General features: G+C 40.8%; 13 protein-coding genes. All 13 read right to left on the minus strand.

Going from position 1 to position 14297, the window contains the following annotated elements; all coding sequences use genetic code 11:
- Window positions 1–26 precede the first annotated feature (26 nt).
- The 13 genes from N0M92_RS12700 to ahpC all read right to left on the minus strand — a co-directional run bounded on the left by N0M92_RS12700 (window position 27) and on the right by ahpC (window position 14250).
- The gene (locus N0M92_RS12700) at window positions 27–1250 is read right to left on the minus strand and encodes a hypothetical protein (RefSeq protein WP_260286068.1); all 1224 of its coding nucleotides are present in this window, start codon (window positions 1248–1250) and stop codon (window positions 27–29) included.
- Window positions 1216–1776, minus strand: coding sequence for an RNA polymerase sigma factor SigX (gene sigX, locus N0M92_RS12705; RefSeq protein ID WP_260286093.1), 561 nt, complete (start codon window positions 1774–1776; stop codon window positions 1216–1218). Before sigX ends, N0M92_RS12700 begins: the two co-directional genes overlap by 35 nt.
- A gap of 214 nt (window positions 1777–1990) precedes the next feature.
- Window positions 1991–3784, minus strand: coding sequence for an ATP-binding protein (locus N0M92_RS12710; protein ID WP_260286094.1), 1794 nt, complete (start codon window positions 3782–3784; stop codon window positions 1991–1993).
- On the minus strand, window positions 3781–4497 hold the full coding sequence (locus N0M92_RS12715) for a response regulator (protein ID WP_192205381.1): 717 nt from the start codon (window positions 4495–4497) through the stop codon (window positions 3781–3783). The genes N0M92_RS12710 and N0M92_RS12715 overlap by 4 nt, the downstream gene beginning before the upstream one ends.
- Window positions 4498–4793: 296 nt before the next feature.
- Window positions 4794–5972 (minus strand): c-type cytochrome biogenesis protein CcsB, encoded by a 1179-nt coding sequence (gene ccsB / locus N0M92_RS12720; protein WP_260286071.1) that lies wholly within the window; start codon window positions 5970–5972, stop codon window positions 4794–4796.
- A complete protein-coding gene (resB, locus tag N0M92_RS12725; protein WP_260286072.1) occupies window positions 5965–7614 on the minus strand; it encodes a cytochrome c biogenesis protein ResB in 1650 nt (549 codons plus the stop codon). Before resB ends, ccsB begins: the two co-directional genes overlap by 8 nt.
- An 18-nt stretch (window positions 7615–7632) precedes the next feature.
- Window positions 7633–8163, minus strand: coding sequence for a thiol-disulfide oxidoreductase ResA (resA, locus tag N0M92_RS12730; protein WP_260286076.1), 531 nt, complete (start codon window positions 8161–8163; stop codon window positions 7633–7635).
- A gap of 207 nt (window positions 8164–8370) precedes the next feature.
- On the minus strand, window positions 8371–9111 hold the full coding sequence (gene rluB / locus N0M92_RS12735; protein ID WP_034308106.1) for a 23S rRNA pseudouridine(2605) synthase RluB: 741 nt from the start codon (window positions 9109–9111) through the stop codon (window positions 8371–8373).
- 315 nt (window positions 9112–9426) lie between these two features.
- On the minus strand, window positions 9427–9954 hold the full coding sequence (locus N0M92_RS12740; protein ID WP_370662592.1) for a spore maturation protein: 528 nt from the start codon (window positions 9952–9954) through the stop codon (window positions 9427–9429).
- A 13-nt stretch (window positions 9955–9967) separates the two neighbouring features.
- Window positions 9968–10561, minus strand: coding sequence for a nucleoside recognition domain-containing protein (locus N0M92_RS12745; protein ID WP_260286078.1), 594 nt, complete (start codon window positions 10559–10561; stop codon window positions 9968–9970).
- Window positions 10554–11714 carry a D-alanyl-D-alanine carboxypeptidase family protein gene (locus tag N0M92_RS12750; RefSeq protein ID WP_260286080.1) on the minus strand — a complete coding sequence of 387 codons (1161 nt, stop codon included), beginning with the start codon at window positions 11712–11714 and terminating at the stop codon, window positions 10554–10556. The genes N0M92_RS12745 and N0M92_RS12750 overlap by 8 nt, the downstream gene beginning before the upstream one ends.
- A 147-nt stretch (window positions 11715–11861) precedes the next feature.
- Window positions 11862–13508: an FAD-dependent oxidoreductase gene (locus tag N0M92_RS12755; protein WP_260286086.1), complete on the minus strand. Its 1647-nt coding sequence runs from the start codon at window positions 13506–13508 to the stop codon at window positions 11862–11864.
- Window positions 13509–13686: 178 nt separating this feature from the next.
- Entirely contained in the window at window positions 13687–14250 is a 564-nt protein-coding gene (gene ahpC, locus N0M92_RS12760; protein ID WP_063233159.1) for an alkyl hydroperoxide reductase subunit C, read from the minus strand.
- Between the last annotated feature and the right edge of the window lie 47 nt (window positions 14251–14297).

Consider the following 14297-nt stretch of genomic DNA (forward strand, 5'->3'; position numbering starts at 1 on the left):
CCATAGACCGGGTGTTTTATCACACCTCAATTCACTTGGTTCGGTGCTTTGGGCACCAATATGTCTTCAGTTAAATTCAGCTGGCCTACCTCTTCAATGGGAGCATTTTCAAACTTCACTTTTTCAAAACCAAAATCCTTGGCAATGAAGAGTATGGCTTCTAAAGCTTGAAGGGATTCCTTACTATTTTCAATGGCAACTTGATCTGATAATTGAATGATCACAAGATTTCCATTAGAGCTTATCCTTTCCCATTTCAGGTCATGCGGGATTGCAGGTGAAATTCCTTCGATGTCCGCCTCCCCTTTTCCAGCTTGCAGCGCCTCCTCAAAGTCCTGATAACCCATATTGCTTGGAACAAGGAACCTCGGGGAGGACTCATCCTTTTGGTAAAGAAAGTATGTGCGATTTTTTTGATGAGGTATATCCATTTCTTTTAAATAACCTGCGTGCGCAAACATGGCACCTTGCTTACCATCTGTAGAAAATGTCATTTTCTCTATTTTGTTATAGGAAAGCGTTTCCTCCATCGAATGGAGAAAAAGTGTATCTTCATCCAATAGTCGGCTTTTTTCTTGAAAATCAATATGAGCAGTGGTCATATCGTTTCCTTGGCTGATCTTTATATCAAGTGGAAAATAGTCAGATAGCCCATATTGCTCTTCATCCACATCGGACATTTGATTAACTAACTGATTCAGTTTATCACTTTCGTCATAATGTTTGAGTTTAATCGAAATGGGAACAATGAAATTCATTTGATCATCTGGGACACCCATCGTAATGATTGATGCATTTTTAAGGTCATCTTGATAGATCGCTTGTGCAATTGTTTTTTCCTTTTTCCATTGTCGGGGTTCCATTTCTGAAACCTTTTCTTTAGATTCTATTTCCGCTTGCTTACTCGAAAACTTTTGATTATCCTGCCTATCCGCTGAATGATTTTCTTTGTTACTCGCATCCTGGCGTTCAAGATCTGCCATTCCCTTATTTTCAGATAGAGATAATTTCCCACTACTGCCGCTGTCCTCTTGACTTGTCGTTCCTTTTTTTTCAATAATTAAAGATGATGCCAAAACAACCATTAAGAATAAGGAGGCAACACCCGCAAATAGAGGTATCCAGTGTTTCTTTTTCTTCTTATCATATATTCTCGCAAACACCTCTGCCTTGGTTCGGTCATCTTTTAATTTCGGAAGCTCGCGCAGCATGTCTTCAATTTCGCTTTCTTTCCAACGGGATCTTCTCAATGCGGTGGCCCTCCTTTCCAGATAAATCTTCCATCAACTTTTTAATAGCCTTCAAAGCACGGTGCTGGGTCGTTTTTACCTTACTTTCACTCCAATTCAATACTTCAGCAGTTTCCGTAATGGACAGTCCCTGAATATATCGTAATATGATGACGGATCTTTGATTCGTGGTACACCGGTTTAAGCAATGATAAATATCTTGGATTTCACCGTTCATGATAGCCACTTCTTCCGGAATGGGCTCTTTATCTTTTATCAATTGCCTATCCCAATCAAAGTTAGGAAAGATTTTATCTTTCCACCCTTTTTGTTTCCGAAAGTAATCAATCGTCACATTTCTTGCAATCGAGTACATCCACGTTTTTTCACTGCTTTTTCCTTCGAAGCGTTCATAAGCCTTCATCACCCGTATATATACTTCCTGAACAAGGTCCTCCGATGTTTCTCGATTTTTAGTCATATAAAAAATGAATTGATATATTTCCTGATGATATTTTTCATAAAGATCGTGGAAAACGGAATCCATCATTTCCCCACATCCGTTCATAAATATAGTCGTCAATCCAAAACAAAAGTTACATACTTCGGCTTTAATCTTATTATAAAGTTCCGTTAATTTCCACATATCAGGGACTTCTTATTTTGTTTCCTAAAAAAAACAAAGACAAGTTGGAAAGAAATCCAATTGCCTTTGTTTTTCTCAATTCCTTATGAAACAAGATTTTTTGGCAAGCCACCCGTCATTCAGCATTTTCCATAATTCGAGGCAGGATAAAACTGAACGTCGTCCCTTTATTAGGTAAACTGTTTACCGAAATGAAGCCATCATGGGCATTGATTATATTTTTTACGATTGCCAAACCCAACCCGGTGCCCGAACGGCCGCGGGTCCTTGCTTTATCCGCTTTATAAAACCTCTCGAATACAAAAGGCAAATCTTCTTCGGGAATCCCAGATCCAGAGTCCCTGACATCAATGATCAGTCCCCTTCGATCACTTGTCCTCTGAATGACATCAATGTTACCGCCCGGAGGAGTATGACGAATCGCATTATCAATTAAATTGGTCAAAACCTGTTCAATGCGGTCCGGATCGAAGTGCCATTGAATTTGATCGTCTTGCATGCTGGCTGATATGGTGATCCCCTTTTCTTTAGCCAGCCCGGAAAACTTACTTGTGATCCTCTTTAAATAAGGAGAAATAGGTACGCATTCATAGCTAAGGTTCATTTTACCCGATTCCAATTTAGCTAGATCGAGGAGGTCGTTGACTAAACGGCCCATTCTCAAAGACTCATCATAGATGATGCGGGCCATTTCCACCTTTTCCTCTTCACTGCTCGCAATGTCATCTACGATCGCTTCACTATATCCTTGCAACATTGAAATCGGCGTTCTTAACTCATGTGAGACATTCGCTATGAAATCAGTCCTAAGTTTGTCCATACGTCTTTCATCGCTCATATCCCGTATGATGGCCACCGCTCCCCTAATATTGTCGGCATTTGTATATAGAGGACTGACAATGAATCCCCAATCGCGGCCCTGCAAAGTAATTTCACCGACTTGCTCCTTATCGAAGGACTCTGATTCATCAAAAAGATTCATCAAAACCAATGGGACATTGACATTATCTTCCCGGTTATAGCCCTTTTCAAAGTACCAGGATTGCAGAAACCTTTCTGCTGGCGGATTCGTTTCAAGAATTGTGCCATCTTTATTGAAGGTAATGACCCCATCTGCCATACTGCTAAGAATGCTGGAGAGATGTTCCTTTTCCTGACTAAGTGCATTCATATTGAATTTCAGCTGTTTTCTCATCTGGTTAAACGCTATGGCAAGTTCACCGATTTCATCTTGAGTCAAGATGGGAACCTTTGTATCAAATTTCCCCCGGGCAATCGCTAGCGCGGCTTCCCTCATCTTCACCAATGGTGCATTGATTCTTGTAGATAAAAAGAAAGCAAAAATCGTTGTCAAAATAATGGCGATGCCTGCTGCCAATAATATGAACTGTGTAGTCGATTTTGTGGTTTCTTCCATGGACTCCAACGATTGAAATAGGAAAACTTCATCCTGTTCCCCATTCAATTCAAGTGGAATGCCTACTACGATTGCGGACAATTCCTTATCGTCTGCATCATCGGATAGCGCCATTTCCTTTTTTACAGTCTTTCTTTCCGTAAAAACCTTGATCAATTCGGAATCATTTTTAATGAGTTCCGGCGTGATTTCGAACTCATTATCTCCTCCAATTGATGAGAATACCATTTTGTCATCATTAAGAATGATCATTTTCGTTTCATTGCCTATTAATTCCGAAGCTATTTGTAAAACCTCATTGCTGGACCCCTGATGTTCATTCGTTACCTTAATGATTTGTTCAGCGGTTTTGGTTAAATCATTTTCAATATTTTCAATCTGGAAATTCTCAAAGAATTCGACCAGCAGAACGGTTAAAACAATTAGTACAAATGACACGAGCAATAGGATCGTTGCCCATAGCTTCCCTACAACACTGCCCCATAGCATCAGTCATTAATGACTTCGAACTTGTAACCTACACCCCAAACAGTGACAATCATCTTGGCTGCGTTTTCGGATATGCGGTTTAATTTTTCACGTAAGCGTTTAACATGCGTGTCAACAGTTCGAAGATCCCCAAAGAATTCATAGTGCCAAACTTCTTTTAACAATTGCTCCCGGTCGAAAACCTTATCTGGAGATTTCGCCAAGAAATATAATAATTCATATTCTTTGGGTGTTAATGAGACCTCTTTGTTATCGGCAAGAACACGGTGAGCATCATTATCAATGGTTAGATGCGAGAAGACGATCACATCTTTTGCCGTCGTTTCCGTCTGCATGTAACTAGTGCTTGAAGAGCGACGTAATAAAGCTTTAACCCTTAATACGACTTCACGGGGACTGAACGGCTTTACGATATAATCATCGGTCCCCACTTCGAATCCTTGAACGCGGTTCACTTCTTCCCCTTTAGCAGTCAGCATGATAATCGGTGTCGTTTTCTTTTCCCTTAATTCACGGCAAACTTCGATTCCATCTTTACCAGGCATCATAATATCCAATAAAATTAAATCATACTCATTTTCAAGGGCTTTTGTTAAAGCCATATCTCCATTTTCAGCTTCATCGATTATGTATTCTTCTCTTTCCAAATACATCTTTAGCAGCCGGCGGATTCTTTCCTCATCATCCACCACGAGAATTTTTATAGCATTATACATTATGTAATCAGCCTCCTATCCTATATTCTACAAAATGAAAACTTCCATGACTAATACTTTTTCCTTATAAAGTACGATAAAGAGCCATTTTTTGCATGGCTTCCATGAACCTTTCACCATTTTGTCACAAAAAAAGGCTTCGAGCGCTCACTAAAAGTTCATAAATGCCATTTCACCGAAATATCCTTATTAATGGCATTGACTGAAAAAGGGATCATTCTCTAGAAAAATCGATAAGCCAACTCCTCGACGTTTCTATCAAAAGACCCCCTTCATTTAAATATTACAATACAGAATCAAGCATATGAATGCAAACCAGCAATAACAAGATTGACGAATATCAAGTTAAACATAATGATGGCAAAACCGATGACGGCAAGCCAAGCTGATTTTTCCCCTTGCCATCCCTTTGACATGCGCAGATGCAAGAAAGCTGCATAAAACAACCACGTAACCAGTGCCCAGACCTCTTTCGGATCCCAGCCCCAGAATCGTGTCCAGGCCACTTGAGCCCAGATCATTGCAAAAATGAGGGCCCCGAGAGTGAAAATCGGAAAACCGATAAGGACCGAACGATAGCTAATCTCGTCCAATAAATTCAAATTCACATTTTTAACGATCGGTTTAATCAATGCTGCCACTCTTTTGCGAGCAATCAACCTTATTAAACCATACAAGATGAGCCCAATACCGAATGACCAAAGTACAGTGTTCAGCTTCTTGGCATTGATCAGTGCAGGCATGTCCACCAGTGGTTCAAATCGATCAGTCTCGATAAGTTTCCCTTCATTGGGACCAACCAATGCCGGTAGGTTGAATTCCTGTTTGACCTCGGCTCCGTGTTTATCGACCCAATCAAAATTAGCCTTATAATCCATCGCAGCAAAAGAAGAAGTGATGATGACGAATCCGATGGTGCAGACTAATGTGAACATGATACCTTCAAGCCAGAACGTTCTTTTGCTTGATTGTGTCTGATCGACGAATTTGATTAAATAAATGATGGCAGTAACGAAACTAATGGCAAGGATCGACTGTCCTGCCGCTGCAGTCGTTACATGAATATGAAGCCAATCGCTCTGCAATGCAGGAATGAGTGGCGAAATCTCTGTAGGGAACATACTTGCATATGCGATTATCAATAACGCAATCGGTAAAGCGAATAGCCCAAGGGCAGGTGTTTTATAAAGAAAATAAATTAATATGAAAGCACCGACCAGCATCATTCCGAAAAAGGTTGTAAATTCAAACAGGTTACTTACCGGGGCATGGCCGGCAGCAATCCATCTAGTGATGAAATACCCAATTTGAGCCGCGAAACCGAAAATGGTGATGAAAATGCCCAGTTTAGCCCATTTGTTTTGTTTCTTTTCCTCCGCTCCGCGTTTATCCTTGATTGATCCGCCAAAGAAAAAGGTAGCGACAAGATATAATAAGAAAGCTGCATATAAAAAGTTACTGCTCAATTCAGCCATTTAAAACTTCCCCCTTACTAGAAGATTTCTCATCTTCAAGTTGATCCATTGGTTCGGAAAGTGATGTCGATTCTATCGCTTGTTTTATATCTCTTTTAATACCGTGCCAGTTTTTGTTTGTATGGCCGGCCATTAATATCTCATCATCTTTCCTCTTAATCCATATACGCCGGTGATTCCAATAAGACCCTTGGACAACTCCGATCATGAAAATGATTCCACCCGTGAATAATATCCAAAGCGTTAAATCCTTCCTGACAGTCAAAGCCGTGACATCTTGGGTTTCCACACCATTAAAAGCCATTTTATAAGTGTTTTCCCCTAAAGGCTCCACAGTCTCCTTAATCGCCACGAAACTGACCTCACCCTCTGGCTTATCCGGGGTATGCATTTTAAAGATAAATGCTGGATTATTCGGAATCTTCGATATCGTTCTTGGCTCACCTTTTTCATCGAACTCGAAATCGGGGAAGTAACTGATCAAGTCAACGGAATATCCTTCTTTCAACTCGTATTTCTTTTGTGGATTGTTCAAATCAACCTTTAAGCTTCCATATTTCTCTTCGGTTTTTTTATTTATCAAATTAAAAGACATCGTACTGAGCTCATCCAGTTTATAGTCTACTTGGTAGAGGGCATAATGATCATGTTTCAGAGGTTCATTGACTTTGATTTTATAATCTTTAAGTTTAACAAGGTCCACTTTTTCCCCTGGTAAGGTCTCTCCGTTGCGCTCATACAACGTAACATCGGATTGATAGGTTTTTGCGATCGTACCGGTTTTATCAATTGCAGCACTGTACTGCTCATCTTCATCATTCTCTTTGTCATATACCTCTAAGGTAAATTCATTATTCTGGAGGTAATACTCACCATTTGTACCCGGGATTTCTTTTCTTTCGCCTTCACGCAGCCAAAGTACTTTGTCGATATACATCCCAGGGACAGAACGCAATAATGCTCCAATTAAGAAAATGATAAGTCCAATATGATTAACATATGGTCCCCAACGTGAAAAACGACCCTTTTCGGCAAGTATATGACCGTTCTCCTCACGTATATGATAACGCTGCCTTTTTAGTCTATCCTTTACTTCTTCAAGGTTTATATCTTGGTCTTCAAGCTTTGTCACCCCATAAATCCGCTGACGTTTCATGAAACCGTCATGACGTGTAACCCCTTGTTTTTTTAACGATCGATATAATGGAAAGAACCGATCGATACTGGCAATCAATAGTGATATGCCCAGCATGCCTATGATAATCAGATACCACCATGAACTATACAAGTTATGAAACCCGAGTTCATAATACACTCTTCCGAACCAGCCGTATTCCAGTTCATAATGCTCTGCAGGCGTAGCTGTTGAAGGGATGTACATTTCCTGAGGTAAAATCGTCCCGATGGCTGAAGCGATCAAGGCAATGACAATAAGCGTCACCCCTACCTTAACGGAAGAAAAGAAGTTCCATATTTTATCGATGATCGTTTTTTTATATGTTTGTGAACGCCTGGCACTTCCTTCATATCTCATATCAATAAGCTTGTTGTCTCTTTCGTTACCAAGCACCATTCCGCATTTCCCACAAATCTTTGTGCCAAACGGATTTATATGACCACAATCGCATTTTACTTCTTTCATGTCAAAAACTCCCCAATATTATGGTTTAATTCTCTCCATATGTTTTTGGATGCTCTCTTCTGTCAAAGCTCCGGTGATGATATCTATCACTTTCCCCTCTTTATCGACCAAAAAGGTGACAGGCAATACATCCACGCGATAAGCATTTTCCACTTCCCTACCTTTATCGATCATGACAGGAAAGGTCAGATCATGCTTTGTAATGAAATTATTGACAGCATAGTCAGATTCCCCGACATTTACCGCCAATATTTCAACGCCCTGTTCTTTAAAGTTTTTGTATTGATTGTCCATATAAGGCATTTCGTATTCACACGGCTTGCAATATGTACCCCAAAAGTTCAGGAAGACGCCTTTTCCCTTGTAATCGGAAAGTTTATGCTCTTTGCCTTCCATATCAGTCAAGACGAAATTCGGTGCATCGGATCCTTTTCTCAGACTTTCATTCTTATCTTTAGTGAAGTTCGTATAAAGGGCAAACACTAAAGCTGCACCTAAAAGCAGGAGAATGATGGTTCTGCTAATCAGGCGTCGCTTCTTTTTATCCATAGAGATCCTCCTAAGGCCACACTAAATTTAACCATACCATTATACCATTTAACGCCATGTCCTTTTTATTTACATTTCTGAAGGTTTTGTGACATTCTTTCCTGATTCATGAAGGAAAAGGTATTTACAGGTTGTTTTCCACCACCCATTCTTCCAGGTGAAGAATGGGGTAGTGGTCAACCTATTAATACAGGGGAAAAACCTTTCTTACATTCTCCGCTGTTTAGGTTCGGTCGTTGCTAAAGTCCGCATTAATTTAACTTCATGCGGAGTCAGCTCCCGGGAATCTCCTGCTGTTAAACCGTCCAAGGTCAAGAAACCATATTGTTCCCTCTTCAATTTAATGACGGGATGGCCAATTGCTTCGAACATCCGGCGGACTTGCCTGTTCCTGCCTTCATGTATTGTGATTTCAACTATCGCCGTTTCCTTTTTCTTGTCGGTAGACAATACCCTTGTCTTGGCTGGTGCAGTCTTGCCATCCTCCAACTTGATACCTTTATCCAACTTTTTCAAGCTTTCACGCAAAGGCATCCCTTTCACTTTTGCCACATACACTTTATCCACTTCATGCTTAGGATGCATTAACGTGTTTGCAAATTCCCCGTCATTGGTTAAAATCAATAAGCCCGAAGTATCGTAATCCAAGCGGCCAACTGGATAAATCCGTTCATTGATGTAAGGGAAAAAGTCAGTTACGACTTTTCTATTCTTATCATCAGAAACTGCCGAAATGACGCCGCGCGGTTTATAGAATAGGAAATAAACCGGTGCTTCTTTTTCTAGCGGGACCTCATTAACCTCAACTTTATCATTAGGTCCAACTTTCACACCTAATTCCTTCACTACTTTGCCGTTCACCTTTACCTTACCTTCTAAAATCAACTCTTCTGCTTTACGGCGGGAAGCCAGTCCAGCATGTGCTATCACCTTTTGTAATCGTTCCATCTATCTTCACCCCATAGTATAATCATTCGTTTGTTATTGTCTATACATACACAATCATACAATTATTACATATTGAGAGGCAAAAACAAAAGGTTTTTCGCGAATAAGAGCTTTTCTTTTATTATTACACCAATAATGGGACGGTTAAATGGGTTGGTTTCCATAATGAGTGTAACATAGCTTATTTTTCCATACAAAAAAATGTTTCTTTTGGATGAAAGTTCGTTTCCGTTTAAGAATGGAGAGCTTGACATAGCCGATTGTTTAAGAAAAAAGACAAAAAAAAAGAAATGGAATCGCCCATTTCCCTAGCCTTTAATTCATACCGAAAACCAATGTAACGACGATAACGGCAGCTATGATACCGATCAAGTCTGCCAAAAGACCGACCTTTAGGGCATCACCCATTTTTTTGATCCCGACAGCTCCAAAATAAACGGTCAATACATAGAAGGTGGTATCTGTACTTCCCTGAATCGTGGCAGCCAAGCGCCCAATAAAGGAATCCGGTCCATAAACAGATATCAGGTCGCTGGTCATTCCTAAAGCGGCTGTTCCGGATATTGGTCTAATGATCGCAAGGGGTAAAACCTCAGACGGAAAATGAAGAAGGGAAAGCAAGGGGTGCAGTGATTGTACAATGAAGTCCAATGCCCCCGATGCCCTAAATACTGAAATCGCCACTAGCATCCCTACCAGAAAAGGGATGAGGGAAAAAGACATGCTGATTCCTTCTTTCCCCCCCTCAACGAAGGTCTCATAGGTGGGGACTCTTTTCAATGTACCGTACAGTAATATACAGAGGATCAAAATCGGTATCATCCAAATTGAAATGGTGGTCATCCAGTGCAACATCCTATTCCCTCCCGCTCCTCTTTCTCTTGTAATAAAAATATCGATCTATCGCAATTCCTCCAACTGCAGAAATGGCCGTTGCTATTATGGTCGGAAAAACGATGTCCGTCGGGGAGTGGGCATCGTAATTCATGCGGATAGCAATGACTGTAGTCGGAATCAACGTTACGCTTGAAGTATTGATGGCTAAAAAAGTGACCATCGAGCGGCTGACCGTTGTTTTTCCCCCATTTAGTTTCTTTAGCTGTTCCATGGCTTTTATACCAAGAGGCGTAGCTGCATTCCCCAATCCAAATGTGTTTGCCATCATATTGGAAAGTATATACCCCATAGCGGGATGATTGGGAGGCACTTCAGGGAATAGCCATCTCATGAACGGCTTGAACAAATTGGATAGTTTATCTAACAGCCCCGATTCCTCCGCTATTTTCATCAAACCCAGCCAAAAGACAAGTATGCTCATCAGTCCCAGGCAAAGGGTGACCGCTTCCTTTGCGCTGACAAATAGAGCTTCATTCACCTGATCCATCGTCCCATTGATCATGCCAAAGACAATACCGATCACAAACATCCCGAACCAAATGTAATTAACCATTGCGTCCGATTCCCAATACTGCTTCAAATACCTCAGCCCATGAAGATTGGAATGATTGTTGCTTGAAGCTTTCTTTTGATTCCCCATAAAAAATCGAACGACTACCTATTTTCTTTCCATCAAGATAGATGGATGCTCTGCCGACCACTGCAGGGATTTTCCTTTTATCCTTCCAAGCCCTCTGTGGCTTCAACAATTTCATTTTCACATTGACCAACTTTCTCTCTTCTTTTGTCAGTGGGTACGAAAAATCTTTTTTAATGTAGACATGCCCTTTATATATTTTATTTTCCATATTCTTTACCATGCCTTCAGGTAAAATTTCTGTTGGCTTATAATCCTTAAATGCGGATTCGTACATTTGAATATGATCATTCCAATCATCCGGACCATTCAATGTCACAGCAATCAGGTCATGCCCGTCTTTTGTTGCGGTTGTGACCAAGGTACGTTTTGCTAGTTTGGTATACCCTGTTTTCCCCCCTGTGCAATACTCATACAATTGTGTAAGTAGGCGGTTTTTGTTCTTCCATACATAATCCCATTGTTCTGTGGAATTAGGTGCCCTGTGTTCCTTTGTGCCGGCAATCTTTGCATACGTTTCATTTTGCATGGCATAACGAGTGAGTATCGCCATATCATATGCGGTTGAATAATGGTTTTTCGTATTGTCCAAACCATGTGGATTTGAAAAATGGGTATTTTTCATCCCGATTTCTTCCGCCTTTTGATTCATCATCCACACGAATCCATCCAGGCTTCCCCCAACCTTTTCGCTGATTGCGACTGCTGCATCATTACCTGAACGAAGCATCAAGCCGTAAACCAAATCTTCGAGCTTAATTTTTTCTCCTTCTTTTAAATAAAGTGATGAGCCCTCCGTCCCGAAGGCATTGCTGCTAACCTTCACTGTTTCATCCATTAGTCCCGATTCAATAGCCAAGATAGCCGTCATTATTTTCGTAATGCTTGCTATGCGGTTCTTTTCATGAGCATTCACTTCATATATGACCCTTCCGCTATCCTCATCCATTAAAATCGCACTATGGGCACTTACAGATACATTTGCATTGGCGTTTTGTACGGGTGCCATAAAAGACAACAGGAGAATGACGATACACAAACTTGATAACCCTTTATATGGAAAACGCATGAGTGCCCCCTCGTCTCTTTACTTGTTTTTGTACAAGTTTATGCAAATGGACAAGGGTTATGAATAAAAGAATGTAAACCTTCATGATATCTATTGATTTTTAACATAAAAAAAATCGATAGGGGCCCCTATCGATTTAGTGTTCTATCATACTAATAATGCAGCGATTTCATCAATTTTCTTAGCTCCGAATACCACTTCTTCATCATTGATGATCATGGCCGGCACGCTCATGACTTTATATTTCTTCTTGATATCCTGGAAATTGCTTATATCGACCATTTCAGCTTCAACGTTAGGGTTTTCAATCGCAATGCGCTGTGCACCCACTACAACGTCTGGACAGTAGTGACATGCCAATGAAACCATAACCTTAATGTTCGCTTTTTTACTGATTCCCTTAATTGAATTCAATACGACCGAATCCAATGCTTGACCAGGACCGGCCAAGTTATAGATAGCCAAAATGAAGGAATTCAACTCATGGCCGCCTGGTACACCGTGGTATTTGACGCCACTGTATTCACCATTCGAATTTAAGAGGGAAACGACAGGGAACTTATCTGCATTGATTTTTCCTTCAATTTCCGGACTTTCCCCCTTGTTGTATAACTCAAGATGCAGCTTGTCTCCCAATTCCGCAACATCCAACAAGAAGTCTCGCAATTCGACCGATTTTGGCAAGCTTTCATCGACGATGGACACCAATGTTACTTCGCTCTCCATTTTGCCGAAGATTCCCTTTAATTGGCCCCGTAACGCATCACTTAATAAAGCGCTCTTACCTGCCGGGACAGCAGCCTGTTCTTTTTTCGCCGGTTTTTCAACTTCAGGTTCATCTTTGATTCCTAGGCGATCTTTTTCTTCTTCAATATATTTACCGGCATCCGTTGCTGCAATCGCTCCATCAGATACAGCTGTAATAATCTGGCGCAAGGATTTTGGCCTTAGGTCGCCCGCTGCATAGACACCTTTCACATTAGTCTTCATATCATCATCGGTTAAAATGTAACCGGCATGATCCATTTCGATGTGGCCCTTGAATATCTCTGTTTTCGGCTCATACCCTATGAAAACGAAAACTCCAAACGTGCTGTCTTCTTCCTTCGCCTTATATTCAAATTCTTCTTTAGTCTCATTATTGATGAAACGGGCACTTTGAATCATCCCGTCTCCATATACCCCAAGAATCTCCGTATTGAATTTCACTTCAATCTTATCATTTGCCATTACTTTATCCACAATGGACGGGGCACACGAGAAGCTTGATTCCCGGGCGATGATTGTAACTTTTGTAGCAAAGCGGGTCAGGAATATAGCTTCTTCGGCGGCTGCATATCCTGCCCCGATAACGAAGACTTCCAACCCTTCAAAGAATTCACCATCACATGTTGAACAATATGCTACACCGCGGCCAGTAAATTCCTCTTCACCTGGAAATCCTAGTGTTCTTGGAGAAGCACCCGTTGCAATGATGACGGCGCGGGCATGGTAGTCCCCGCCAAGCGTTTTAACGACTTTCACCTCACCGGAGAAATCCACGCCCGTTACATCAGCTTTAGCGAATTCAACGCCAAAATCCTCGTTTTGAAGCTTCATTTCTTCAACTAACCTAGGGCCCGATATATGACGGATACCAGGATAATTGGCTATTTCCGATGTAGTTGCAGCTTGTCCGCCGCCAGTTCCTTTTTCAAGAATTATTGTTTTTAACTTAGCTCTTCCTGCATAGACGCCGGCTGAGAGGCCTGCAGGTCCGCCGCCAATAATTAATAAATCATAGATTTTTTTCATCTTTTGTGCTCCTTGCTGAGTGATAATACGTGCTAAACTGATTATTTTGAAAAACAAAAGGCACTTATTTTAGGTAAGTGCCTTTTGTCATAAGATCTTGCTGGACGAGTTGTCCCTGTAATCGTACATCAATGCTGGGTATGTCCATTATCTGTAGAAATGGACGAGCCGTTATAAATTAAAGTTTACCTACAAGGTCTAGGCTTGGTTCAAGAGTGGCTTCACCTGGAGTCCATTTTGCAGGGCAAACTTTATCTCCATGTTCCGCTACGAATTGCGCAGCTTGAACTTTTCTTACAAGTTCTTCAGCATTACGGCCAATTCCTAGGTCATTAATTTCGTATGCTTTAATTTGTCCTTCTGGATTCACGATGAAAGTTCCACGTAGAGCCAATCCATCTTCTTCAATCAATACACCGAATTGACGGGATAAAACGTTTGCTGGGTCAGCTAACATTGGATATTGGATTTTACCGATTGTATCAGTAGCATCTGCCCATCCTTTGTGGCTGAAATGAGTATCTGTTGAAACTGAGTAAACTTCACAACCAATTTCCTTGAATGTTTCATAGTTATCTTGAAGATCAGCTAATTCAGTTGGACATACGAAAGAGAAGTCAGCTGGGTAGAAAAAGAATACTGCCCATTTTCCTTTAACATCTTCAAGGGTAACTTCTTTGAATTCTCCTGCATGGTAAGCTTGTACTTTAAAATCTTCAACTTGTTTATTGATCAATGACATAATAAATTCCTCCAATAGCTATTTTTTTATCTGCTCCTGTTTATAAT

Source organism: Peribacillus aracenensis (assembly GCF_025175645.1).
Classification (GTDB): domain Bacteria; phylum Bacillota; class Bacilli; order Bacillales; family DSM-1321; genus Peribacillus; species Peribacillus aracenensis.